This is a genomic window from Hydrogenophaga sp. (genome assembly GCF_030651625.1).
In the GTDB taxonomy this organism is placed as follows: Bacteria; Pseudomonadota; Gammaproteobacteria; order Burkholderiales; family Burkholderiaceae_C; genus Hydrogenophaga.
In genome coordinates, this window is record NZ_JAUSCF010000020.1 from 59,617 (window position 1) to 82,433 (window position 22,817).

22 protein-coding genes and 1 pseudogene are annotated in these 22,817 nt (G+C 65.6%); 20 read left to right on the forward strand and 3 right to left on the reverse strand.

The features are described from left to right. Positions 1-48 precede the first annotated feature (48 nt). From Q7V46_RS07400 to Q7V46_RS07450, 11 genes are all read left to right on the forward strand, one after another. Positions 49-978: a cation diffusion facilitator family transporter gene (locus Q7V46_RS07400; protein WP_304912883.1), complete on the forward strand. Its 930-nt coding sequence runs from the start codon at positions 49-51 to the stop codon at positions 976-978. Further along, positions 975-1,418 (forward strand): D-aminoacyl-tRNA deacylase, encoded by a 444-nt coding sequence (gene dtd / locus Q7V46_RS07405; RefSeq protein WP_304912884.1) that lies wholly within the window; start codon positions 975-977, stop codon positions 1,416-1,418. Before Q7V46_RS07400 ends, dtd begins: the two co-directional genes overlap by 4 nt. Positions 1,419-1,624: 206 nt before the next feature. Then, on the forward strand, positions 1,625-2,959 hold the full coding sequence (locus Q7V46_RS07410; protein WP_304912885.1) for an NAD(P)/FAD-dependent oxidoreductase: 1,335 nt from the start codon (positions 1,625-1,627) through the stop codon (positions 2,957-2,959). A 5-nt stretch (positions 2,960-2,964) separates the two neighbouring features. Continuing rightward, the gene (locus tag Q7V46_RS07415; RefSeq protein WP_304912886.1) at positions 2,965-3,960 is read left to right on the forward strand and encodes a hypothetical protein; all 996 of its coding nucleotides are present in this window, start codon (positions 2,965-2,967) and stop codon (positions 3,958-3,960) included. 26 nt (positions 3,961-3,986) lie between these two features. After that, on the forward strand, positions 3,987-4,826 hold the full coding sequence (locus Q7V46_RS07420; protein WP_304912887.1) for a MipA/OmpV family protein: 840 nt from the start codon (positions 3,987-3,989) through the stop codon (positions 4,824-4,826). Next, entirely contained in the window at positions 4,819-5,643 is an 825-nt protein-coding gene (locus Q7V46_RS07425) for a 1-acyl-sn-glycerol-3-phosphate acyltransferase (protein WP_304912888.1), read from the forward strand. Before Q7V46_RS07420 ends, Q7V46_RS07425 begins: the two co-directional genes overlap by 8 nt. Continuing rightward, complete coding sequence (locus Q7V46_RS07430; protein WP_304912889.1) at positions 5,610-6,368, forward strand: glycosyltransferase family 2 protein; 759 nt, start codon at positions 5,610-5,612, stop codon at positions 6,366-6,368. Before Q7V46_RS07425 ends, Q7V46_RS07430 begins: the two co-directional genes overlap by 34 nt. A 9-nt stretch (positions 6,369-6,377) precedes the next feature. Beyond that, positions 6,378-7,157 (forward strand): class I SAM-dependent methyltransferase, encoded by a 780-nt coding sequence (locus Q7V46_RS07435; RefSeq protein ID WP_304912890.1) that lies wholly within the window; start codon positions 6,378-6,380, stop codon positions 7,155-7,157. Further along, positions 7,154-8,356, forward strand: coding sequence for a cation:proton antiporter (locus tag Q7V46_RS07440; RefSeq protein WP_304912891.1), 1,203 nt, complete (start codon positions 7,154-7,156; stop codon positions 8,354-8,356). Before Q7V46_RS07435 ends, Q7V46_RS07440 begins: the two co-directional genes overlap by 4 nt. Before the next feature lie 70 nt (positions 8,357-8,426). Continuing rightward, positions 8,427-8,657: an acyl carrier protein gene (locus Q7V46_RS07445; protein ID WP_304912892.1), complete on the forward strand. Its 231-nt coding sequence runs from the start codon at positions 8,427-8,429 to the stop codon at positions 8,655-8,657. 4 nt (positions 8,658-8,661) lie between these two features. Beyond that, entirely contained in the window at positions 8,662-9,918 is a 1,257-nt protein-coding gene (locus Q7V46_RS07450) for a beta-ketoacyl synthase (protein ID WP_304912893.1), read from the forward strand. A 52-nt stretch (positions 9,919-9,970) separates the two neighbouring features. Here Q7V46_RS07450 and Q7V46_RS07455 read toward each other — a convergent pair whose 3' ends face one another. Genes Q7V46_RS07455 through Q7V46_RS07465 form a run of 3 tightly spaced genes read right to left on the reverse strand, consistent with a single transcriptional unit; the run spans position 9,971 to position 13,830 of the window. Further along, positions 9,971-11,692 carry an NAD(P)/FAD-dependent oxidoreductase gene (locus Q7V46_RS07455; protein ID WP_304912894.1) on the reverse strand — a complete coding sequence of 574 codons (1,722 nt, stop codon included), beginning with the start codon at positions 11,690-11,692 and terminating at the stop codon, positions 9,971-9,973. A gap of 45 nt (positions 11,693-11,737) precedes the next feature. Further along, entirely contained in the window at positions 11,738-12,595 is an 858-nt protein-coding gene (locus Q7V46_RS07460; RefSeq protein WP_304912895.1) for a beta-ketoacyl synthase chain length factor, read from the reverse strand. Continuing rightward, entirely contained in the window at positions 12,583-13,830 is a 1,248-nt protein-coding gene (locus Q7V46_RS07465) for a beta-ketoacyl-ACP synthase (protein WP_370690301.1), read from the reverse strand. Before Q7V46_RS07465 ends, Q7V46_RS07460 begins: the two co-directional genes overlap by 13 nt. A 310-nt stretch (positions 13,831-14,140) precedes the next feature. Here Q7V46_RS07465 and Q7V46_RS07470 point away from each other — a divergent pair, with 310 nt between their 5' ends. From Q7V46_RS07470 to Q7V46_RS07515, 9 genes and pseudogenes are all read left to right on the forward strand, one after another. Further along, positions 14,141-14,425 (forward strand): phosphopantetheine-binding protein, encoded by a 285-nt coding sequence (locus Q7V46_RS07470; RefSeq protein WP_304912896.1) that lies wholly within the window; start codon positions 14,141-14,143, stop codon positions 14,423-14,425. A gap of 49 nt (positions 14,426-14,474) precedes the next feature. After that, positions 14,475-15,128 (forward strand): hypothetical protein, encoded by a 654-nt coding sequence (locus Q7V46_RS07475; RefSeq protein ID WP_304912897.1) that lies wholly within the window; start codon positions 14,475-14,477, stop codon positions 15,126-15,128. A gap of 11 nt (positions 15,129-15,139) precedes the next feature. Further along, positions 15,140-16,775 (forward strand): annotated as a pseudogene (locus Q7V46_RS07480) (AMP-binding protein). Beyond that, on the forward strand, positions 16,772-17,674 hold the full coding sequence (locus Q7V46_RS07490; protein ID WP_304912900.1) for an acyl-CoA synthetase: 903 nt from the start codon (positions 16,772-16,774) through the stop codon (positions 17,672-17,674). Before Q7V46_RS07480 ends, Q7V46_RS07490 begins: the two are co-directional and overlap by 4 nt. Then, positions 17,671-18,249: an outer membrane lipoprotein carrier protein LolA gene (locus Q7V46_RS07495; RefSeq protein WP_304912901.1), complete on the forward strand. Its 579-nt coding sequence runs from the start codon at positions 17,671-17,673 to the stop codon at positions 18,247-18,249. Before Q7V46_RS07490 ends, Q7V46_RS07495 begins: the two co-directional genes overlap by 4 nt. Continuing rightward, positions 18,246-20,579 (forward strand): MMPL family transporter, encoded by a 2,334-nt coding sequence (locus Q7V46_RS07500; RefSeq protein WP_304912902.1) that lies wholly within the window; start codon positions 18,246-18,248, stop codon positions 20,577-20,579. The genes Q7V46_RS07495 and Q7V46_RS07500 overlap by 4 nt, the downstream gene beginning before the upstream one ends. Beyond that, positions 20,576-21,235, forward strand: a complete 660-nt coding sequence (locus Q7V46_RS07505) for a hypothetical protein (RefSeq protein ID WP_304912903.1) — start codon at positions 20,576-20,578, stop codon at positions 21,233-21,235. The genes Q7V46_RS07500 and Q7V46_RS07505 overlap by 4 nt, the downstream gene beginning before the upstream one ends. Next, the gene (locus Q7V46_RS07510) at positions 21,232-22,032 is read left to right on the forward strand and encodes a polysaccharide deacetylase family protein (RefSeq protein WP_304912904.1); all 801 of its coding nucleotides are present in this window, start codon (positions 21,232-21,234) and stop codon (positions 22,030-22,032) included. The genes Q7V46_RS07505 and Q7V46_RS07510 overlap by 4 nt, the downstream gene beginning before the upstream one ends. Beyond that, on the forward strand, positions 22,029-22,802 hold the full coding sequence (locus Q7V46_RS07515) for a class I SAM-dependent methyltransferase (RefSeq protein WP_304912905.1): 774 nt from the start codon (positions 22,029-22,031) through the stop codon (positions 22,800-22,802). Before Q7V46_RS07510 ends, Q7V46_RS07515 begins: the two co-directional genes overlap by 4 nt. Positions 22,803-22,817 lie beyond the last annotated feature (15 nt).

The following is a 22,817-nucleotide window of genomic DNA, read 5'->3' on the forward strand; positions in this document are numbered from 1 at the left end:
GTCAATCCCCTCGACGATCGGGTCAGGCCGGTGATGGACAATCTGCGCATGACCCCAGCCCATGCCCGTCTGCTCACGCCCCGGCGCCTGCTCATGGCGTCGGTGGTGATGGCCATCGTCACCATCACGCTCAAGACAGGCGCCTGGTACATCACCGACTCGGTGGGGCTGCTGTCGGACGCCATGGAATCGTTGGTGAACCTGGCCAGCGCCATCTTTGGCCTGGTGATGGTGACCATCGCTGCCCGCCCGGCCGACGAGAGCCATCCCTACGGCCACCACAAGGCCGAGTACTTTTCTTCGGGCTTCGAAGGCATCCTGATCATTGCTGCGGCGCTGGGCATCATCTGGGTCGCCGGGCACCGCCTGTTTGATCCCCAGCCGATCGAGCAGGTGGGCTGGGGTCTGGCGCTTTCGGTGGTGAGCTCTGCACTCAACGGCTTGCTGGCATGGGTCATGTTCCGCGCGGCCCGCGAGCACCGGTCGATTGCCCTGGAGGCCGATGCCAAGCACCTGGTCACGGACGTGTGGACGTCGGTTGGTGTGGTGTTGGGTATCACCCTGGTGCACTTCACGGGCTGGCTCTGGCTTGATCCGGTGGTGGCCATGGGCGTGGCGGCCAACATCATGAGGGAAGGTTTTCACCTCCTGTGGCGTTCCTCGCAGGGCCTGATGGACGAGGCGCTGGAACCCGAAGTGATGGCCACCATCCAGCAGACCCTCGAAGGATTTGCGCCAGCCAACAACGAATTCAACATCATCCGGTTCGACCACCTGAGCACCCGAAAGGCCGGCCAGCGCCGCTTCGTGGACTTGCACATGCACATGCCGGCAGAGTGGTCGCTGGGTCGGGCCGCTGCCGTGCGCGGCGACGTGGAGAAAGCCCTGATGCTCGCCGTGCCGGGCCTCCGAGCCACGATCCAGTTGCTGCCCAGTGATGTGGAGGCGCACCTCGACGATCCGAGGGATCCGGCATGATGGCTTTGTTGCAGCGCGTGAGCGAGGCGCGCGTGGTGATCGAAGGCGACACGGTGGGCGCCATCGGGCAGGGGCTGCTGGTGCTGTTGTGCGCCGAGCCTGGCGATACCGAGGCTGTCGGCGAAAGGATGCTGGCGAAGATCCTCAAGCTGCGCATCTTCGCCGACGATGCGGGCAGGATGAACCGCAGCGTGCAGGATGTGGGGGGAAGCTTGCTCGTGGTGAGCCAGTTCACGCTGGCGGCCGACACCCAGAGCGGGAACCGTCCCGGTTTCACGAATGCAGCGCCGCCTGTGCTGGGTGAGGCACTCTATGACGCCTTTGTACGTTCGGCGCGGAAACAACACCCTGTGGTCCAGACCGGCCGTTTTGGCGCAGACATGCAGGTGCATCTGGTCAATGACGGACCCGTGACCATCCCTCTCAGAGTGGTCGCATGACGGTGGTTCGGCCTTGTTACATTCTCTCGTCAGGGTGTCTTTTCTGAACCATTGGCACCGCTATACTTCGCCACCGCAGGGCTTCGAAGGCGCCGATGGGTCGTGCAGCACCCGTGTCAGGGCTGTGAACCCACCGCCCGAGCAACGAACACTCGGCGGCCCTACCGAATTCATTTGCCTATCCGGCTTTGCCAGAGGCTCGCCCCATGCAAAACCCTCCACAAATCCCTGAGACCAGACGTTGCGACGTGCTGGTGATCGGCGGCGGTCCGGCAGGTTCGACCGTGGCGCCGTTGCTGGCGGAAAAGGGCCACCACGTTGTGCTGCTTGAGAAGGCCCACCATCCCCGCTTTCACATTGGTGAGTCGCTGCTGCCGGCCAACCTGCCGCTGCTGGAACGCATGGGCATTGCCGACGAAGTCAAGGCCATCGGCATGTACAAGCCGGGTGCAGAATTTGTGTCGCCTTGGCATGAAAAGTCACAGGTGTTTCAGTTTGCCGAGGCGTGGGACAAGTCCCTGCCGTATGCCTACCAGGTCAAACGTTCGGTCTTCGACGAGATCCTGATCCGCAACGCTGAAAAAAAGGGCGCAACGGTGCTCGAGGGCTGCAAGGCCACAGGGGTCGATTTCCTGCCTGACGACAGCGTGATGGTGAAATCCACGCTGGACGACGGGCACCAGATTCACTGGCATGCCCGCTTTCTGATCGATGCTTCGGGTCGCGACACCTTCCTGGCCAACCGGTTCCGAATCAAGCAGCGCAGTGAAAAGCACAACAGCGCAGCGGTGTATGGTCATTTCGCAGGTGCGCAGCGCAACGAAGGGCCCGGTGAAGGCAACATCACCGTCTTCTGGTTCGATCACGGCTGGTTCTGGTTCATTCCACTGGTCGATGGCGTGACCAGCGTGGGCATGGTGACCTGGCCTTACTTCATGAAGACGCGCGGCAAGCGCAGCCTGGAGCAGTTCCTGCAGGATGGCATCGCCTCCTGTCCCGGACTGGCGGCCCGCATGAAGTCGGCCACACTCGTCAACGAGATCGAGGCCACCGGCAATTTTTCCTACACCTCGGCGCACAACCATGGCCGCAACTATGTGTTGCTGGGTGACGCCTATGCCTTCATCGACCCCGTGTTCTCTTCGGGTGTGATGCTGGCCATGAACAGCGGCGTGGTGGCTGCCGAGGCGGTCGATACCTGCCTGAAGACGCCGCACAAGGCCGCGGTCGCACTCAAGCGGTTTGACCGGCAGATGCGCCATGGCCCGACCCAGTTCTCCTGGTTCATCTACCGGGTCACCAACCCCATCATGCGCGACCTGCTCATGCACCCGCGCAACACTTTCCGCATGAAGGAAGCATTGCTGTCGGTGCTGGCGGGCGACATCTATGGCAAGACGCCCATCTGGCGGTCGGTGCGCACGTTCAAGCTGCTTTACTACATCGCCAACGCGGTCCAGCCCCAGCGTGCGTTCATGGCCTGGAAGCGCAGGCGTTTCAACATCCGAAGGGTGGAAGACGCAGCCCTCCACAACGCGTAGTGCGTGTGCCGTTGCAGCTTGTCACCGCTGAAGGCTTCGTTGCAGGCGATGCCGACCTGGTCCTGGGTGGGGCTCTGCTGGGCCTTGGGTCGGTGCCGCACCCTGAATGGCCGGTTCAGCACGTGGGCGCGGCGTTGCTCGGGGTCGACGCGCCTGCCCTGCAGGAAACCTGGCTGATCGACGGAGCGCCGGTGACGGCGGGCCGGTTCGAAGGCGTTGAATGGCGCCGATGCGGTGATGTGCTGTACGGCGTGATCGAGCTGGCCGAAGACGCGCTGCCCGCCGGCGGGGACAAGACCGCTTTGCAGTGGGTGAGCGAGTCCGCCTATGAGCGAATCTTCCGCCTGCTCGACACGCAAGGTTTGCCCCACCTGTGGCGGGTCTGGAACTACCTGTCTGACATTCATGGTGATGACGGCGGACTGGAGCGGTATCGCCGCTTCAACATGGGACGCGGCCATGCCTTTGAGCAGGCAGCACGCAGCGTGGTGGGGCGCGTGCCTGCGGCTTGTGCGATCGGGCTCGCCCAGGGGCCTTTGTCGGTGGCGTTCCTTGCCGGCGCGGTTCCGGCTGTTCCCATCGAGAACCCGCGCCAGCTCAGTGCCTACCTGTATCCGTCTGACTACGGGCCGCGCAGCCCGACCTTTTCGCGCGCAGCGCTGGTCTACCCGCCCGGGCAGGAGCTGCTCTTCATCTCCGGCACCGCCAGCATCGTCGGACACCGCAGCCTGCACGACGGCAATGTGCTGGCCCAGAGCCAGGAAACATTCGACAACATTGAATCGGTGCTCGCTGAAGCCAACCGTGCCAGCCGCCATGGCCGTTTTGATCTGACCGGCTTGAGTTACCGTGTCTACATTCGCCACGCCGAGCATTTCGATACCGTGCGGCGTGTCCTGCATCAGCGCTGCGGCAATGTGGCTGCGGTCTGCCTGCAGGCCGACATCTGTCGCGTCGAACTGCTGGTGGAGATCGAAGCCATGGGTGGGCATGCCGCCTGATCATGGACCCTGCACGAAAGAACAACTTGCTCAGCAACAGAACTTTTTCCTTCGGTGTGACGCTGGCCTGCGTTTGCGTCTCGGCCATGGCCGAAAAAACCGCGCCCCTGTGGGAAGTGGGTGCCGGCGTGGCCGCCTTCAGCTTTCCGGCATACCGGGGTTCTGACGAGACAAAACAATTCGTGTTGCCGGTGCCCTATTTCGTGTACCGCGGCGAGTTCCTCAAGGCCGACCGAGATGGGCTGCGGGCCAGGCTGTTTGCGTCGGACCGTGTGGACTTGACCGTGTCGGCCGCGCTGTCGCCACCCGCACCCAGCGAAGACATTCGCGCGCGCGCCGGCATGCCCGACCTGCGTGCATCGTTCGAAGTGGGGCCGCAACTGGACCTGACCTTGTGGCGTGCCGGGGACCGGGAGCGCAGCCTGAAGCTGCTCTTGCCCCTGCGCACCGCTTACACACTGGAGCGGTCCCCGCAGCACATCGGCTGGGTGTTCCATCCGAAGCTCAACCTGGACGCTGGAGAACTGCCGGGCCTGCGTGGCTGGAACGTGGGTGTGCAGGCAGGACCGCTGTTTGGCGACAAGCGCCAGCATGCTTACTACTACGGCGTGGATCCGGCGTTTGCGACAGTCGATCGGCCGGCCTACTCGGCGGGCGCAGGCTATGCCGGCATGCAGTATCTGCTCGGCGTGTCCAGGCGCTTCCCCTCTCACTGGGTGGGCGCCTTCCTGCGCTACGACTCGCTCAGCGGCGCGCGTTTCGCAGACAGCCCGCTGGTGCGCGATCGCAGCTACCTGGCCGCTGGCGTGGCCGTGACCTGGATCTTCGGTCAGTCGACCACCCGCGTGTCCACCACCAATGACTGAATCCCGACGACCGTCGCTCCTCTGGCGTGCCTACGAGGCGCTGGCCATGGTCATCGGCCTGGGAAGCCTGGCGCTGATGTGTCTGTTGTGGTTGCCTTTTGCCTTGCTGCTGTACCCCCTGCTGCCCAAGTTGGCGGGACAGACGCTGGGGCGCAAGGCCATCAGCCTGATTGCCCGGCTGTACCTGGGACTGCTGAGATGGGTCTGCGCCTGCCGTTTCGACCTGAGCGAACTGGACCGGCTGCGCAGCGATACGCCGCTCATCGTGGCCGCGAACCATCCCTCCCTGCTTGATGCGGTGCTCATCCTCTCGCGCTTGCCCAACGCCGTGTGCGTGATGAAGGCCAGCCTGATGGACAACGTGCTGTTCGGCTCGGGCGCTCGCCTGGCGCGCTACATCCGCAACAACGCACCGGTGGAAATGGTGCTGGGTGCGCGCGATGAGTTGCGCGGCGGCGCACAACTCATCATCTTTCCGGAGGGCACACGCACCACCGACTTCCCTGTGGGACCTTGCCTGCCCGGCGCTGCACTGATCGCGGCGCGCGCCAAGGTGCCGGTACAGACGGTGTTGATCGAGTTTTCGACGCCCTACCTGGGCAAGGCCTGGCCGCTGTTCCGCCCGCCCCAACTGCCGCTGCGTTGCCGCGTGCGCCTGGGGCGCCGGTTCGATCCGCCCGCCGACGTGCGGGCTTTCACCCTGGAACTGGCGGCCTACTTCCGCGCCGAACTGACCGAAGCGCCCGCGTCCGCTGCCGAAGCGGTGCTTTCTGAGATGTCCCCATGCCCGAAACCTCCCGCAGCCACCTCGTCCTGATTCCCAGCTACAACCCGGGTCCGGGCGTGGTGGCCACCGTGCAGGCGGCCCGCGCACAGTGGTCGCCCGTCTGGGTGGTGGTGGATGGCAGCACCGATGGCACCGAAACGTTGTTGCAGAACATGGCTGCCAACGATCCCGGCCTCAACGTGCTGGTGCTGCCGCACAACCAGGGCAAAGGCTCGGCCGTGCTGGCAGGCATTGAAGCTGCAGCCACACGAGGGTTCACCCACGCGCTCACCATGGACTCGGATGGTCAGCATCCGGCCGATCTCATCCCGACCTTCATGGCCGCCTCCCAGGCTGCACCCGATGCCATGGTGCTGGGCAAGCCCGTGTTCGGCGCAGAGGCGCCCGCCCTGCGTGTCAATGGACGCAAGGTGTCCAACGGCTGGGCCAATCTGGAGACCTTGTGGATGGGCGTGGGCGACTCGCTGTATGGGTTTCGCGTCTACCCGATGGCGCCCCTGGCCAAGATCATGCGAAGCAACCTGTTCATGCGCCGCTTCGACTTTGACCCTGAAGCGGTGGTGCGTTTGTGCTGGGCCGGCGTGCGCCCGATCAACATCGATGCACCGGTGCGCTATCTCTCGGTCGAGGAGGGCGGCGTTTCGCACTTCAAATACCTGCGCGACAACGCCCTGCTGACCTGGATGCATGCCCGCCTGTTCATCGGCTTCCTGATTCGCCTGCCGGTGCTCGTGGCCCGGCGGTTCTCCAGCTGAAAAAAAAGCATGACCCCACGTAACGCTCCGCTGACCGACGATCCGCGCCTGAAGGCCTATTTCGATGGTGAGGAAGAGCGCCGCGCACTCACTCGCGACCTGTTCAATGATGCCGCCGGAGGCTACGACGCCGCAGAACGGCTCACGGCCATGGGAAGCGGCGCCTGGTACCGGCGCGACGTGCTGCGCCGCTGCGGTTTGCGCCCGGGTATGCAACTGCTTGATGTGGCGGCGGGTACCGGTCTGGTCACGGTGGCGGCGCACGAACTGGTGGGGCCAGAAGGACAGGTCACGGCACTCGACCCTTCGCCGGGCATGCTCGCCGAGTTGCGCAAGAAGATCGAGGTGCAGACCATCGAGGCGTTTGCCGAAGCCATTCCGCTGCCCTACGCCTCCTTTGACTTTGTATCCATGGGTTATGCGTTGCGGCACGTGGCCGACCTGGACCAGGCCTTCGGTGAATACCTTCGGGTGCTGCGACCGGGTGGCCGGGTCTGCATCATGGAAATCAGCCGGCCCGCAGGCCGGGTGGGCAGGGCGCTGCTGCGTGCCCACATCGGCGTGGTCGTGCCTGCGTTGGCGATGCTCAGCCGCCAGCGTGCCGAGGTGGGCAAGCTGTGGGAGTACTACGGCGACACCATTGAAGCGGCGGTGGACCCGGCCAGCGTGCTGGACGCCCTGCGCCGCGCGGGCTTTGTGGATGTGGACTGCCACGTCACGATGGGGGTGTTCCGGGAGTACGTGGGTCGCCGCCCCGAGGCTGCAGCGGTTCCGTCGGAAGCGGCATGATCACCACCGAACTCTTCCTGATCGCCATGGCGGTCATTTTTTCGCTGCCCTGGCTGGTCTGGCGGCTCGGGCGCACCGATTACTGGGCGCCGCTGGTGGTGGTGCAGATCATCGCGGGCATCCTGCTTGGCCCCGGCGTGCTGGGGCGGGTGGCACCCGAGGCTTACACCTTCGTCTTCACGCCGGCGGTGATCCAGTCGCTCAACGGCATTGCCTGGTGGGCCGTGATGCTGTTCGTGATGATCGCCGGCATCGAGCTCGACCTGAAAAAAGCCTGGGTGCACCGGCGCGAGAGCGGCATCACGGCCGGTCTGGCGCTGGGCATGCCGCTGATCTTCGGCTGTGGGGCCGCGCTGGTCATGCTGTCTGCGGGCGGTGGCTGGATGGGTCCTCAGGCGCAAACCTGGCAGTTTGTGCTGGGCGTGGGCATGGCCTGCGCGGTGACCGCGCTGCCGATTCTCATCCTGCTCATGGAAAAGCTGGAAATCCTTCGGCAGCCGATCGGGCAGCGCATCCTGCGCTACGCCAGCCTGGACGACATCGCCATCTGGGGCGTGCTGGCCCTCATCCTCATGGACTGGGAGCGCGTGGGGCGGCAAGTGGGGTTCATGCTCGCCTTCTTCGTGATTGCGCTGCTGTACCGCCGGCTGATGCGCTGGTTGCAGGAGCGCGACCGCTGGTACGTGGCGCTGATCTGGCTGGCCGTGTGTGGTTTCGGTGCCGACTGGGCCGGCCTGCACTACATGGTGGGCGCCTTCCTGGCCGGGGCCGTGATGGACGCCGAGTGGTTCGATCAGGACCGCATGGACCTGCTGCGCCACCACGTGCTCCTGGTGATGATGCCGGTGTTCTTCTTGTCCACCGGCCTGCGCACGGAGTGGGCTCTCGGCGGCTATGCCGTGTTTGCGGCGGCGGGGCTGTTGCTGGTCGCGTCGGTGGCGGGCAAGCTGATGGGCGTGCACCTGGCCGGCAGGGTGCTGCGCTGGGGGCCGGGCGAAGCCAGCATCGTCGGCTGGCTGTTGCAGACCAAGGCGCTGATCATGATCATTTTTGCCAACATCCTGCTGGACAAGGCCGTCATCACCAGCGATACCTTCACTGCCCTGCTGCTGATGGCGGTGGCCAGCACCATGCTCACCGTGCCGCTGGTGGCGCCCAAGTTGGCCCGCCTGCGTGAACTGGTTCATCGCCACCACTGAAGGGCATTGGCGCGCCATCCGGGCATATTCCCAAGTAAAGTGCAGGGCGATTGGCTAGAATCCGGGCCCTATGACACCTCTCGAACTGGTTCGATCCTTTCTTGAAAACCGCCTGGGCGTCGAGCCTGTGCGGGTCGAGCCCGCATCCACTCTGGTCGATCTGGGGGTCGACTCCATGATGATGCTGGAGCTGATGTTCGAGTTCGAGACCCATCTGGGTATCCGGCTCCCCTCCGACCTGTCTTCGCCCCAGACGGTAGGCGACATGCTGGACATGATGGACCGGCTGGCGCAAGCCTGAACGCATGGCGGCGCAGCGCAGGGTAGCGGTCACCGGCCTCGGCCTGGTCAGTCCTTTTGGGGGCGACCTGGCCGATTTTTTTGCACGTCTCTGTGCGCAGGAGTCGGCGGTGACGCACCTTCGAACCGACGACAAGCCCAGCCCGCTGGCATTGCCCATGGTGCTGTGCCAGCATTTTGACGCGGCCGCTGCCATCGGAAAGCCCTTGGCTGCCTTGACAGACCGTTTTGCCCAGTTGGGGCTGAGCGCCGCCTTCACGGCCTGGGAAGATGCCGGCCTGTCGCGCAGCGCAGGCGGCCAGGACCGCAGCGACTGGGGTGTGGCCTGGGGCACTGCACTGGGGGGCGCCCATTTTTCTGAAAAGATCTACCGCGATCTCTGGCAGGAGGGCCGGGATCGCGTCGCACCCCTGTCGGTGCTGTTGGGCATGAACAACGCCGCCAATGCGCACATCTCGATCCAGCTCGGGCTGGGTGGTGTGAGCGTGAGCCACAGCGTGGCGTGCGCGTCATCGGCCATTTCCATCGGTGAAGCCTTTCGCCGGGTGCGCAGCGGCGAGGCCACTGTGATGGTGTGCGGGGGCTCCGATGTCCCTCAAAGCTACGGTGTGATGCGCGCCTGGGAAGCCCTGCGCGTGCTGGCGCCTGGTGATGAACACAGCTCACCCTCGGCCTGCCGCCCTTTCTCCTGCGAGCGGCGCGGGCTGGTGCTGGGCGAGGGCGCGGCGGCGCTGGTGCTGGAAGACTGGGACCATGCGCTGGCCAGGGGAGCGGCCATTCACGGTGAAATGGTGGGGTTCGGTGCCACCTGCGACCACAGCCACCTGGTGCGACCCGAAGTGGCTGGCCAGGCGCGCGCGCTTCGTGCGGCACTGGCCGATGCGTCGCTTGCCCCTGAAGAGGTCGACTATGTCAACGCCCACGGCACCGCCACGACTGAAGGCGACCCCACCGAAGTGGCGGCCTTGCGCGAGGTGTTTGCCGGCCATGCGGTGCAGCTCGCGGTGAGTTCCACCAAGGCATTGCATGGGCACATGCTGGGCGCGGCCGGTGCCATCGAAGCCGTGATCACGGTGCTCAGCCTGCGCGATGGCGTGGCGGTGGGCACGGCCCAGCTGGAAGGTCACATCGATGCCGCGTGCGAAGGCGTGGACCATGTCACCACCACCCGACGTGACCTGCCCTTGAAGACCGCCCTTTCCAGCTCCTTTGCCTTTGGTGGCAGCAACGCGGTGCTGGCTTTCCGGGCGGCAAGTACCTGAACAAAGGGCGCTCTGCAGGCCCTGCCCTCTGGCGCAGGCTCCTGAGTGCCTCTCAGCCAGCGACGCCAAGGACCTGGCTTTGCCGGTCCGATGGCGTGCCCCCTTCAGGGCGTAGCGCAAAGCACTGCGGGGGTGCTTCCCTTAACGGCAGCATGCGTTCGCCACCCGCAGACATCCGCCTTGACTGGTTGACCGTGGGTTCGGTGAGCATGCGAAGCTCCTCGCCGTCCAGGCCGGGGTGATCTTCCAGTGCGCGCTCCAGGATCTCGCGCGCCAGCTGGTGCAGTTGTGCACTCGAGTGGCGGATGCGCTCGGCGAATGCTGCCGTGTCCAGTTCGTCGTTGAGGCTGCGGTTGAGTTCGGCAAACCAGGGAATGGATGCCTGGTCCAGCATGACCGCCGCATTGCGCTTGAGGCTCTTGCCCGACCAGGCGCGCAGAAAAGACTGAACCACCAGATTGAGCCGCTGGCAACGTGCCATTTCATCGCGCAGGGCGGCCATGGTGGTCAGGTCGGTGAGCCGGTCGTGGAAGAAGAACTGGGACAACACACCCCAGTAAATGGCGTAGTCCCAGATCACTTTCACAGGCAGCACTTCCGGATCGCCGAACAGCGTGTACTGGTCGGTGTAAAGCGCCAGCGTGCTGTCGTAGAACGAATGGAACAGCTGGTCGTAGATCTGGGCACGGGCCCCCAGGCGCTCGCCCCGCCGGTCCATGTCCACCAGTTCGGTGATGTAGGTGTTGCTGATGGCGATGAAATCGCTGCCAGGTGAATAGAACGGGTCCAGGAACAGGCCGGCTTCGCCGGTGAGCGCCCAGCGGTCGGCCGAGAACACCTGCTTGCACCCGTAGGAAAAGCGTTTGAGAAAGGCAAAGTCCTGCAGCAGATGGCGTTTGCCGTCCAGGTCGTCGAACAGGCGCGGCTGGTACTTCTGGAGCCAGTCCATGGCCTTGTCGAAGGTGTCCATGGTGTCCAGCGGGTGGATGCGCGGGTCGGCGACGATCCCCACGGAATGCGAGCCTGAAGACAGCGGAATCAGCCACACCCAGTAGCCCGTGCCCACCAGGTGGTTGGTGGAGAGCCAGCGGGCTTGCGGGTCGCAGCGTTCGCGCCAGGCCAGGTTGTCGCTCCATTCGTCCAACACGATGCGGTCCTTGATGCGGAACCAGATGGCGTGAGCGCCGTGTGCGTTGGTCTGCGCCAGGTCCAGCTTGCGCTTGAGCAGGCCGGCGCGTCCGCAGGCATCGACCACCCAGCGGGCGCGCACCTCGTGCATGGCGCCCTCGTGCTCGTACACAACTTCGTGATCTTGCGCGGGCGTGGTTTCGGACCCGCTGAGCTCCACCCGGCGCACCATGGCCGATTCGACAAACCGGACACCACGCCGCTGCGCTTCGGCGGTCAGGAAATTCTCGAAGATGCCGCGGTCGATCTGGTAGCTGGGTACCGACAAGTGGCGGCTGGCGCCGATTTCGGTGACCTGGTCAATGTCACGGCGGCCCTCTGAGAAAAAGAAGCGGAACCCGAATTTGCGCAGTTGTTTGGTGTGCAGGTGCTCGCGCAATCCCAGCACCTTGTCGAAATAATGGGCACCAATTTCGACCGACGATTCCCCCACCTTGTGGGCTGCCTCGGGCGCCGGCAGGGTACGACGTTCGAGCACCAGCACGTTGATGTCGGGCATGCGTTGCCTGACCTGCATGGCCAGGGTGAGACCGGCCAGACCGCCGCCAAGGATCACCATGTCGCAACGAGAGGTGGAAGTGTTCATGCCGTGAGTATCCTGCGTGTGTTGCACGGTAAATGCAATTTCCGGCTATTTCTCGCAATGCTCGGCTTCGGCGTGGGTGGCCGCCTGGTTCGCCGACAAGGGTTCGATGGTCAACTGCAGGCTTTGTTTGCGAGACTGTGCCAGCGTCACGCTCGTGGGCGCAAGTGATGCGAGCGCCTCGAACAGCGGAAGCGCGTCCGCCATGCCATTGTTCGCCAAGGCCCCAGACACGTCCGAACGGGCCTGGATGGGGGGTTTTTCTGCGCGGAGGAGAGACCACGCCATTCGGTGGGAGCTGCGTGCGCTGCGTTCAGGCGCCAGCACCAGCGCCACCGCGAGCGCACCGCTGCTGGCCATGGATTCCGTGAGGGCGCCCGTGGCGGCGGTGTCGTAGCCCACCAGAAGCACCGGTTGCTGCTCTGCGCTGCATTGCACAGCAGCCTCAAGGAAGCCGGCAGCAAAACTGCAGTTGAAGGCGGTCAAGGTGGTGTTGGGCTGCCACGAGCCACCGACCATGCTCCAGAGGCCGGCGGGCGCGTTGTGAATGGAATGCAGAAACTTCGTGGGCGACACATGAAGCGGGTCGCAAGCCAGCGTAGCGCAGAGGGTGTCGATGGTGGGCAGGTCGCCATGCGCCGAGACAAACACGCCCAGCAAAGCATTGGCCTGCCTGCCTGACGCAGCCACCGCCATGCGGGCCGCCTCCAGCGCGAGTGCCACCGTTTCGGGTGCCCGGCGACGTTCGCTCGCAGTCAGCAAGGTGGCCGTCGGCAGGCGGCCCGTGGATGGTGCGGCACTGCGCTCGCCGCGAAACGCGGCTCTTGCGCTGCCCCAGTCCGGCAGACCGGGAGCCCAGAAGGCAATGCCTTCAACAAAGAGCGCGTGCTCGGTCATGCGGAACATGGCGCTTGAACCAGGGGCTGTGAGCCTCCCTCGCCCCGGCCCCATACCAGCACACAGTTGCTGCCGCCAAAACCAAAGGCATGGGTGGCCGCCACGCGCACATCCCCCTGGGCAGACTGGCGGCGAATGAGGGTACCGCAGGCCGGATCCACTTCGCGCGTGTGGACCGTGCCTGGCATCAGGCCGGTTTCGATGGCGAGCAGGCTGAAGGTGCTGCCCATCATGCCGGCAGCACCCAATGTGTGTCCCACCATGCCTTTGGTGGAGCTGGCATGGGTGCGCACGCCGAATCGCCGGTTCACCAGCGCCGCTTCCACGTCGTCGTTGAGTGGCGTGGCCGTGCCATGCAAATGCAGGAAGTCGACCGCATCGGCGTCCAGGCCCGCGCGTGCGAGAGCACCGTCCAATGCGGCTTCGGCGCCCCGACCTTGGGGGTGAGGTGCCGACAAATGGTGGGCGTCGCTCGACTCGCCATGCCCCAGCAGTTGCAAGGCGCCAGGGCCTTTCTCCAGCAGGGCAAAGCCGGCAGCCTCGCCGAGATTGAGTCCTCGGCGTTGGGTGCCAAAAGGCTCGCATGGATCTGGCGACACCAGTTGCAGGGCGTGAAAGCCGAACAGGGTGCTGCCGCACAGGGTATCCACACCGCCCACCACCACGGCATCGGCCACACCCACGCGCAACAGCCGCTCGGCCGAGCAAAAGGCTTTGGCACTGGAAGAGCACGCGGTTGAAAGCGTGAAACAGGGGCCGTCCAGCGCCAGTGCTTCCTGTACGAAAGCACCCAGGGCGTGCAAGGTGTGCAGGGGTGCGTTGTGCATATGCTCGGGAAAGTGGCCGTCGATGGTGCGGGCCTGATAGGCGGATTCCGTGGCGCCAATGCTGCCGGTGGTGGTGCCCATCACCACCGCGACGCGATCAGAACCGTGGCGCCGGCGAGCGTCCGCTACGGCTTCCAGGAAACCATCGGCCTGCAAGCCCAGCCAGGCGAGGCGGTTGTTGCGGCAGTCCCACCGCGCCCAGGATTCGGGCAGAGGTGCATCCAGCCCTTCCACACAACCCACCCACGTCGCCAGATGGCCGGTCAGAGACAAGTATTTGCAATCGTCCGCCGTGAGCGGCCGAAGCCCGCTGAGCCCTTCCTTCACCGCAGCGAGCATCGCAGCCTTTCCCCGCCCGAGGGCAGAGGTGGCGGTGTAGGCGGAGATCTTGGTGGGGGCGATAGGTTTTATGTACACAGGCGAGTATGAAACCATCCAATTTTAGAAATCGAGCCAGCGAAGATCGAAATTGAGGGCTATTGCGGGAATTCGGGCCATTTCAGGCCTCGCTGCATCGCTGCGAACGCCTCCCTGCGCAATGCGACAGGTGCATTTTGTGATTGCCCACCGGCTAAAATGCCGGGTTGCTTCGACCCCTGTGCGCCACACGGCGGGCGTCGTGAAGCGCTTCCGATCAACGGGCTTTGTTCCAGCTGGACCCCTGTTGTTGGATGGCCGCAATGCGGTGCCGGCCAATGTGGCCGCCCTTTCCTGAACGAAAACTGCCATGACCCAGAACGCCACCCCCGAAGCCGTCGAAGCCCTGTTGCCCGAAGTTTCTGCGCTGATCGTCGAAGCCCTCAACCTGGAGGTCAAGCCAGAGGAAATCGACGTGGACGCTCCCCTGTTTGGCGAGGGACTGGATCTCGACTCCATCGACGTGCTGGAAATTGCGCTGGTGATTTCCAAGAAGTACGGATTCCAGATGCGCTCTGACGATCAGGACAACGAACGCATTTTTGCGTCGCTTCGTGCGCTTACCGCTCACATTGCGAGCCAGCGCACGGCATGAGCGAAGCGCAGGGCCACTTCAAGCCGTCTCGAATCCCTCCGGGATTGGCATGACCCCGGCCCTGGTTCCGCTGCTGCGCACCCTGGGGGTGGCTGCACTGGCGGTGGCATGGGCTGTGGGGGCGCATGTGGCCAGTGCCAGTGGCGAGCCCTCGCACTGGGGCGCTGCCCTGGCCATTGCGCCCTTGGCGCTGGCCTTGTGTCTCGCCCTGTGGCGCCTGCCCAGCCGGTGGCTCGCCGCGTTGGCGGCGTGCGCGGCCCTGGGGCTGCTGGCCTGGGCCTGGCCGGCTCTGACCAGCGAGGTGGCGCTGTTGTATTTTGTGCAGCACGTGGGGGTGAATGTGCTGCTGGCCGCTTTCTTCGGGCGCACGCTCTCCGGGCCGGGCGAGTCGCTGGTCACGCGCATGGCGCGACAGGTGCATGGTGGTGTGTTGTCGGCTCGCCAGGTGGCCTACACGCGCTGGGTGACCAAAGCCTGGACCACGTTCTTTCTCTGCATGGCCGCCACCTCGACCGCTTTGTTCCTGCTAGCGCCTGTGGCCGTGTGGTCGGGGTTTGCCAACCTGCTGGGTGCACCGTTGACGGGCGCCATGTTCGTGGGTGAATACCTGTGGCGCATGCGGTGCCTGCCGGCCCATGAACGGTCCACGTTTGCCGATGCCGTACGGGCGTGGAAAAAACAAGGGTCGGATCCGGCGCCATGAACACAGATTCCGTGAACAAACAACCGCTGGTTACCGGCGTCGGCCTGGACCACACCATTGCCTGGACGCCCGGCGGCCCACGCCGTGTGCGCGACCTGATCGCTGATGCCCAGTGCCTGGCCGAGCAACTGCCGCCCTGCGACCACCTGCTCAACGTCTGCCAGGATCGCTACCGTTTTGCCGTGGGTTTCACCGCCGGGCTGCTGTCCGGCAAGGTCAGTCTTCAGCCCTCGTCGCAGTCGGAAGAAACGCTCAGGCGCGTGATGACCGAGCATCCGGATGTGGTGTGCCTGACCGACACCGACTTCGACAGCCTGGACATGCCGCAGTTCCGGTTCCCCGCGCGGCTGGAGGTTGACCCTCAAGAGGTGGAAGAAATCCCATTGATTCCCGCCGAACGCCTCGCGGCCGTGTTGTTCACATCCGGGTCGACCGGCTTGCCGCAGCCCCACCACAAGACCTGGGGCAAACTGGTGCAGAACGGGCGGGTCGAGGCCATCCGGCTCGGACTGACCGTGCGACCCCATGCCATCGTGGGCACGGTACCGGTGCAGCACAGCTACGGGTTCGAGTCCACCTTCCTGCAGGCGCTGCACGGCGGCAGCGCGTTCTGGTCGGGCCGGCCGTTCTATCCGCAGGACATCGTGGCTGCGCTGGCGGCGGTGCCGGCGCCGCGCATGCTGGTCACTACGCCGTTTCACCTGTCGGCCCTGCTGGCGGCCGATCTGGACCTGCCCGAAACCGACCTGCTGCTGTCGGCCACGGCGCCGCTTTCAGGGCACCTGGCTGCGCAGGCCGAAGCGCGTTTTGGTGCACCGCTGCACGAAATTTACGGGTCCACTGAAAGTGGCCAGCTGGCCAGCCGGCGCACCACCGACGGCGCCGAGTGGACGTTGCTTGATGGCGTGCGGCTGGAGCAGGTGGGCGACGAAACCGCGGCCATCGACGGTCACGTGGAAGGCCGTGTGCCGCTGTCCGACATCATCGAATGCCTGCCAGGTCAGCGCTTCCTGCTGCACGGGCGCCATGCCGATCTGGTCAACATCGCCGGCAAGCGCACCTCGCTGGCCTACCTGAACCATCAGATCGGGGCGGTGCCCGGCGTGGTGGATGCCGCCTTCTTTTTGCCCGACGGCACCGAGGCCGAGCACATCACCCGCTTGACGGCCTTCGTGGTGGCGCCAGGCCTTGACCGTGCCACCTTGCAAGCCGAATTGCGGCAGCGCATGGACGCGGTGTTTCTGCCGCGCCCGCTGGTGTTTGTGGACGCGCTGCCGCGCAACGATACCGGCAAACTGACCCGCGAAGGGTTGAAAGTGCTGTACGCCGAGAAAGTGCACCATGGACGAACTTGAGTCGAACTGGGCCGTGCCGGTCGATCACCCGGCGTTTGCCGGTCATTTCCCTGGCCAGCCCATCGTGCCCGGTGTGGTCTTGCTGGACCATGCCATGCATCTGGCCGGGCAGTGCCTGCAGGGCAATGATGGCACCTGGCGCGTCGACAATGCGAAGTTTTTTCACCCGGTGGGACCAGGCGCGCAGCTGCGTTTCCGTCTGAGCCGCAAGGCCTCAGGCACGGTTGCTTTCAAGGTGAGCGAAGACGGGCGCGACGTGGCCTCAGGCGCGCTCTCACCCACAGGCACATGAAGAGCGACACTCCCGACTGGGTGCGTCGCCAGGAACGCAGCAACCTGGCCATTCTGCGTTTCATGGTCTGGCTGTCGTTGTCTTTCGGGCGCGGTGCCAGTCGGGTCGTGCTGTATGGCATCGCGGTCTACTACGTGATCTTTGCGCCCCAGGCGCGTCGCGCCAGCCGGGGTTACCTGCGCCGCGCGCTCGGCCGCTGGGCCAACTGGCGCGACGGTTTCCTGCACGTGTTCAGTTTTGCCAGCACGGTGCACGACCGCATCTATCTGCTCAATGACCGGTTCGACCTGTTCGACATCGAGGTGCACGGTGCCGAGGAGCTGAGGGCCAAGCTGGCAGACGGCAACGGCGCCCTCCTGATCGGCGCCCACATGGGCAGCTTCGAAGTGCTGCGGGCCATCGGGCGTGGCCGCGAGGGCCTGAAGGTGGCGATGATGATGTACGAGGAAAACGCCCGCAAGATCAACGCGACGCTCGAAGCCATCAACCCGGTGGCCACCCAGGACATCATCGGCCTGGGTCAGCCGGGCTCCATGATTGCCGCGCGCGACAAGCTCGATCAGGGTTACCTGGTGGGCATGCTGGCCGACAGGCGCCTGGGCGACGACGTCACCACGCCCATCGATTTCCTGGGCGAGCCAGCGCCGTTTCCGGTGGGGCCGTTTCGGGTGGCGGCCATGCTCAAGCGGCCGGTGTACTTCATGACCGGTCTTTACATGGGCGGCAACCGCTATCAAATACACTTTGAACCTCTTGCCGACTTCACCCAGGTCGAACGTGCCGGGCGCGACGCTGCCATCCACGCCGCCCAGCAGGTCTACGCCGACCGCCTGAGCCATTTCTGCCGCCAGGCGCCCTACAACTGGTTCAACTTCTTCGACTTCTGGCAGGACAAGTGATTTACCACCTGCGTGCTTTTGTTCTGGTCTGTGCCGCACTCGTGCTGGCCGGCCCCACTGCGGCCGCCGGGTTCGACGTGGTGCAACTGATGGACAGCCTGGCGCGTCACCCGGGCGGACCGGCGAAGTTCACCGAGACCCGTCACCTGGCCATGCTCGACAAACCGTTGGTGAGCAGCGGCGAAATGCACTTCACCCCGCCTGACCGACTGGAGAAGCGCACGCTCACGCCCAAGCCCGAATACATGTTGCTGGATCGCGACCGCATCACCCTGGAGCGCGACCAGCGCCGCATGACGATTCGCCTGGGCAGCCGTCCCGAGGTGCTCGCCTTCGTCGACAGCGTGCGTGGCCTGTTGTCAGGCAACCGGGTGTCCATGGAGCGCAGCTACCTGATGCAGTTGCAGGGCGAAGCCGATCGCTGGGTGTTGACCTTGCATCCCAAGGATGCCGAGATCGCCGCTCTGATCCAGCGCATCACGGTCAGCGGCACAGACAACCAGATCCGCACCATCGAGTACCTCCAGGCCGATGGTGACCGTTCGGTGCTGGCGATCGAACAAGTGAACCCATGACCCGGCGGGCCGGCACCGTGCTGCTGCTGTGGCTGCTGGCGGTGGTGGCCGGTGTGGTGGTGGCGGCGAACAGCCGCTTCAACGCCGACATGTCGTTCTTCCTGCCCAGCGAGCCCACGCCGGGGCAGCAGGTCATGGTCGATCAGCTCAAGGAAGGCGCGGTCTCGCGCCTGCTCATGGTGGGCATCGAAGGCGGCGACGAGACCACACGCGCCGATTTGTCGATGGACCTGCGTCAGCGCCTGCAGGCATCCGGCCTGTTCCTGTCGGTGCAGAACGGCGAAGCCGGCAGCCAGGACGCCGAGCGCGCCCACCTGATGCAGCACCGCTACCTGCTCAGCCCCGAGGTCACCCCGCAGCGCTTCACAGTGGATGGGCTGAAGGGCGCCATTGCCGACAGCATCGACCTGCTCACATCGCCCGCCGGGCTGATGTTCAAACCACTGCTGCCACGCGACCCCACGGGCGAACTGTGGGCGCAGGTGCAGCGGCTGGACGCAGGCGCCGAGCCCGACAGCGTGGAGGGCGTCTGGGCCTCGCGCGATGGCCAGCGCGCGCTGCTCCTGTTGCAGACCGCCGCAGAAGGGTCTGACACCGATGGTCAATCCCGGGCCATCGACACCGTGCGGCGCACCTTCGAGGAAGGCCGCCAGGTCCTGGGCGTGATCGATGCAGAACTGCAGATGTCAGGCCCCGGCCTGTTTGCCGTGAACGCCCGCGCCACCATCAAGGAAGAGGTGACGCGCCTGTCGCTCATCGGCATCGGCTGCATCGTGCTGGTGCTGCTGCTGGTCTACCGTTCGCCGCGTCTGCTCGGTCTGGGGTTGTTGCCGGTGGCATCGGGCGCGCTGGCGGGCATCGTCGCGGTGAGCCTCGCCTTTGGCACGGTGTATGGCATCACCATTGGCTTTGGCATGGCGCTGATCGGTGAAGCGGTGGACTACGCCATCTATTACTTCGTGCAGTCCGGCTCGATGGGAGCGGCCGCCTGGCGGCAGCGCTTCTGGCCCACAGTGCGGCTGGGCGTGCTCACCTCGGTGGCGGGATTTGGTTCACTGCTGTTCTCCGGCTTTCCTGGTCTGGCACAACTGGGGCTGTACGCGCTCACGGGCGTGGTCACGGCCGCGCTGGTCACCCGCTTCGTGCTGCCCGAACTGGCGCCGCAGCATCTGCGCGGGAGCGATCTGAATGGGCTTGGTCAGGTGCTGTCCCGCTTTTATGCAGGCTTGCGTCGTCTGCGCTGGGCCGTGCTGGTGCTGGCCGTGCTGGCGGCCGGGTACCTGGTGACCGAGCGGGACCGCCTGTGGACGCCAGACATCGCCGTGCTGAGCCCCGCCAGCGTGGAAGACCTGCAAGTGGACGCTGCGCTGCGCGCAGACATGGGGGCGCCAGACGCGCGCTACATGGTGGTCGTCAGCGCCGCAGATGCCGATACCGCGCTGCGGCTGGCCGAAGAGGCCGCGCCCGCGCTGGACCAATTGGCGGCCGACGGCGTGATCGGCAGCTACGACAGCCCGGCGCGTTTTCTGCCCAGCAAACAGACCCAGCTCGCGCGCCAGGCTGCGCTGCCCGAACCGGAAATGCTGCGGGCCCGGCTGGTCGAGGCGCAAGCCGATTCCCCGCTCGCTGCATCCACGCTGGAGCCTTTCATCACCGACGTGGCCGCCGCTCGCACCCAGCCGCTTCTGGAGCGGACCGCGCTGGGCAGCAGCGGTCTGGGCCTGCTGGTGGACTCCCTGCTGGTGCAGCGCGCAGGCGGCTGGAGCGTGCTGTTGCCGCTGCACCCGCCCATGGCACCTTCAGAGGGTGCAAGCACCGACATCGACGGCGCGGCTGTGCAGACCGCGCTGGCCGGCACCGAGGCTCACTTCATCGACATGAAGACCGAGCTGGACACCCTTTACAACGATTACCTGCAGGGCGCCATCGCACTCTCGCTGGCCGGCGTGTGCGTGATCGTCCTGCTTCTGGGCGCCACGCTGCGTTCACCCCGCCGCCTGGCTTCGGTCCTGCTGCCGCTGGTGCTGGCGATTGTGTTCGTCATTGCCGGCCTGCAACTGGCGGGCGAAACCTTGCACCTGCTGCACCTGGTGGGCCTGTTGCTGGTGGTGGCCGTGGGCTCCAACTACGGCCTGTTCTTTGACCGCGCCGAAGGGCAGGACGATCTGGAGCCTTCGACCGTGGCGGCCATGGGCGTGGCCAACCTGACCACCACGCTGGGCTTCGGCGTGCTGGGTTTCTCCACCGTGCCGGTGCTGCACGCCATGGGCGTGACGGTGGGGCCGGGCGCTGTACTGGTCTTGCTGCTTGCGGCCATGTTCAAGAGATGATGCAACCGCTGCGCTGCCTTCGCGCCGAACGCGGCGCTTCCGACCTGCTGGTGCTGCTGCCAGGCGCCTACATGCGGCCGGAAGATTTTGTGGAGGCGGGGTTTTTTGCAGAGGTGGAGCGGCGCGGCCTGGCGCTGGACCTGTGTGCCGTGGCGATCGACATGGCCACGGTGTCCGATGGCCGGGCGGCGGAGGCGGTACGACAGCAGGTGTTGTTGCCAGCGCGCCAGACCCATGAGCGCGTCTGGCTGGGTGGTATTTCGCTGGGTGGGCTGATGACGCTGGAAATCACCGCTGGCCATCCGGAACTGGTGGGCGGCCTGTGTCTGATCGCCCCTTACCCCGGCAGCCGGCTGGTCACCAACGCCATTGCCCGTGCCGGCGGTATCGACCACTGGACACCCAGCGAGGCGTCGCTGCGCGACCCCGATACGCGTGTGTGGCACTGGCTGAAGGCGCCACCACCCGTGCGGCCCGTGTTCGTGGGACACGGCCGGCAAGACCGTTTTGCCGAGGGCATGGCGCAGATCGCCGAGCGCTTCCCACCAGCTTCGCGGCACGAAGTGGAAGGCGACCACGACTGGCCGGCCTGGCGTACCCTGTGGTCGCGCTTTCTGGACGCGGGGCATTTCCCCGCCCGGAGCCCATCCGCATGACCACCCGCTGGAAACCGTCCCCCTTCATGAAAGCCAGCTTTGCGCTGCACGGTGCGGCCGCGCTGGGCACGCTGGCCGCACCGGCTGTCTGGCCCTGGGCCTTGGGCGCACTGGTGCTCAACCACGCGGCGCTCACCACCGCCGGCCTGCTGCCACGCACCACTTTGCTCGGTCCCAACCTCACCCGCCTGCCCGACGCAGCCGCTGCGCGCCGCGAAGTGGCCGTCACCATCGACGACGGCCCCGACCCGGAAACCACACCGCGTGTGCTCGACCTGCTGGACGCCGCCGGTGCCAGTGCCAGCTTCTTCTGCATCGGCTGGCGCGCGCGCGAGAACCCCGCGCTGTGTCGCGAGATCGTGCGCCGAGGCCACAGCGTGGAGAACCACGGCGATGCGCATTCGTGGGCGTTTTCGCTGTACGGCTATGGCCGCCTCAAGGCCGACATCGCCGCCGCCCAGGCCACGTTGTCCGATATCACCGGCCAGGCACCGCGCTTTTTCCGCGCCACCGCCGGGCTGCGCAACCCCATTCTTGACCCCGTGCTCAGTCAGCTGGATCTGCGCCTGTCCGCCTGGACGCGCCGCGCTTTTGACACCCGGACCAGCGACGCAGCCCTGGTGCATACGCGGCTGGTGCATGGCCTGGGGCCGGGCGATATCCTGCTGCTGCACGACGGCCATGGCGCACGCGGCGCCGATGGCGCCCCCGTGATCCTGGCGGCGCTGCCGCGCCTGCTGGTCACTCTGAAAGAACACAACCTCACCACCGCCACCCTGCCACAAGCCTGCCCATGAGCAATACCGTCTCCCGAAGCGCCTCCCAGGACGCATCCCCTGGCCTCTCGCAGAGCGCCTTCCTGAAACGCCTGCTCGACGACGCCACCCAACCCTTCCTGGGCGGTGGTCGCTTCGCCTACCACTACGCCCGTGGCAAGCTCGGCGGCGACCCCATCTTTCGTGAGCTGCTGCGCCAGGGCCTGCTGCCCGAGCGTGGCCGTTTCCTGGACCTGGGCTGCGGGCAAGGCAGCCTGTTCTCGTGGCTGCTGTCTGCGCGTGCCCTGTATGAAAAAGGCCAGTGGCCCGCCGGCTGGCCCACACCGCCCAGGCCTGATCAACTGCGCGGCGTGGAGCTGATGCAGAAAGACGTGGAGCGCGCCGCCCGCGCCTTTGGGCCGAACCACCCGGTGCTGCGTATCGAGCAGGGCGACATGTGCCGCACCGACTTCGGCAAGGTCGACGTGGTCACCATCCTCGATGCGCTGCATTACTTCGACCACGCCGGCCAGGAAGACGTGCTGCGCCGTATCCACGCCGCGCTGCCGCCCGGCGGACTGTTCCTCACCCGCATTGGCGACGTGAGCGCCGGCCTGCCGTACCACATCAGCAACTGGGTTGACCACGTGGTCACCTTCGCGCGCGGCCACCGCCTGCCCAAGCTCTACGCCCGCCCACTGGCCGACTGGCGCGCGCTGATGCAGCGTGTGGGCTTCGAAGTGGCGACGCAAAACATGAGTGGCGAGAAACCCTTTGCCAACGTCATGCTGGTGTGCCGGGTACCGTCCTGACGCAAACAATACAAA

Coding starts and splice junctions, on each gene's coding strand:
- Q7V46_RS07400 (WP_304912883.1), top strand. CDS start 49: ATGACCCCAGCCCATGCCCGTCTGCTCACGCCCCGGCGCCTGCTCATG.
- dtd (WP_304912884.1), top strand. CDS start 975: ATGATGGCTTTGTTGCAGCGCGTGAGCGAGGCGCGCGTGGTGATCGAA.
- Q7V46_RS07410 (WP_304912885.1), top strand. CDS start 1,625: ATGCAAAACCCTCCACAAATCCCTGAGACCAGACGTTGCGACGTGCTG.
- Q7V46_RS07425 (WP_304912888.1), top strand. CDS start 4,819: ATGACTGAATCCCGACGACCGTCGCTCCTCTGGCGTGCCTACGAGGCG.
- Q7V46_RS07430 (WP_304912889.1), top strand. CDS start 5,610: ATGCCCGAAACCTCCCGCAGCCACCTCGTCCTGATTCCCAGCTACAAC.
- Q7V46_RS07435 (WP_304912890.1), top strand. CDS start 6,378: ATGACCCCACGTAACGCTCCGCTGACCGACGATCCGCGCCTGAAGGCC.
- Q7V46_RS07440 (WP_304912891.1), top strand. CDS start 7,154: ATGATCACCACCGAACTCTTCCTGATCGCCATGGCGGTCATTTTTTCG.
- Q7V46_RS07445 (WP_304912892.1), top strand. CDS start 8,427: ATGACACCTCTCGAACTGGTTCGATCCTTTCTTGAAAACCGCCTGGGC.
- Q7V46_RS07450 (WP_304912893.1), top strand. CDS start 8,662: ATGGCGGCGCAGCGCAGGGTAGCGGTCACCGGCCTCGGCCTGGTCAGT.
- Q7V46_RS07455 (WP_304912894.1), bottom strand. CDS start 11,692: ATGAACACTTCCACCTCTCGTTGCGACATGGTGATCCTTGGCGGCGGT.
- Q7V46_RS07460 (WP_304912895.1), bottom strand. CDS start 12,595: ATGTTCCGCATGACCGAGCACGCGCTCTTTGTTGAAGGCATTGCCTTC.
- Q7V46_RS07470 (WP_304912896.1), top strand. CDS start 14,141: ATGACCCAGAACGCCACCCCCGAAGCCGTCGAAGCCCTGTTGCCCGAA.
- Q7V46_RS07475 (WP_304912897.1), top strand. CDS start 14,475: ATGACCCCGGCCCTGGTTCCGCTGCTGCGCACCCTGGGGGTGGCTGCA.
- Q7V46_RS07490 (WP_304912900.1), top strand. CDS start 16,772: ATGAAGAGCGACACTCCCGACTGGGTGCGTCGCCAGGAACGCAGCAAC.
- Q7V46_RS07500 (WP_304912902.1), top strand. CDS start 18,246: ATGACCCGGCGGGCCGGCACCGTGCTGCTGCTGTGGCTGCTGGCGGTG.
- Q7V46_RS07505 (WP_304912903.1), top strand. CDS start 20,576: ATGATGCAACCGCTGCGCTGCCTTCGCGCCGAACGCGGCGCTTCCGAC.
- Q7V46_RS07510 (WP_304912904.1), top strand. CDS start 21,232: ATGACCACCCGCTGGAAACCGTCCCCCTTCATGAAAGCCAGCTTTGCG.
- Q7V46_RS07515 (WP_304912905.1), top strand. CDS start 22,029: ATGAGCAATACCGTCTCCCGAAGCGCCTCCCAGGACGCATCCCCTGGC.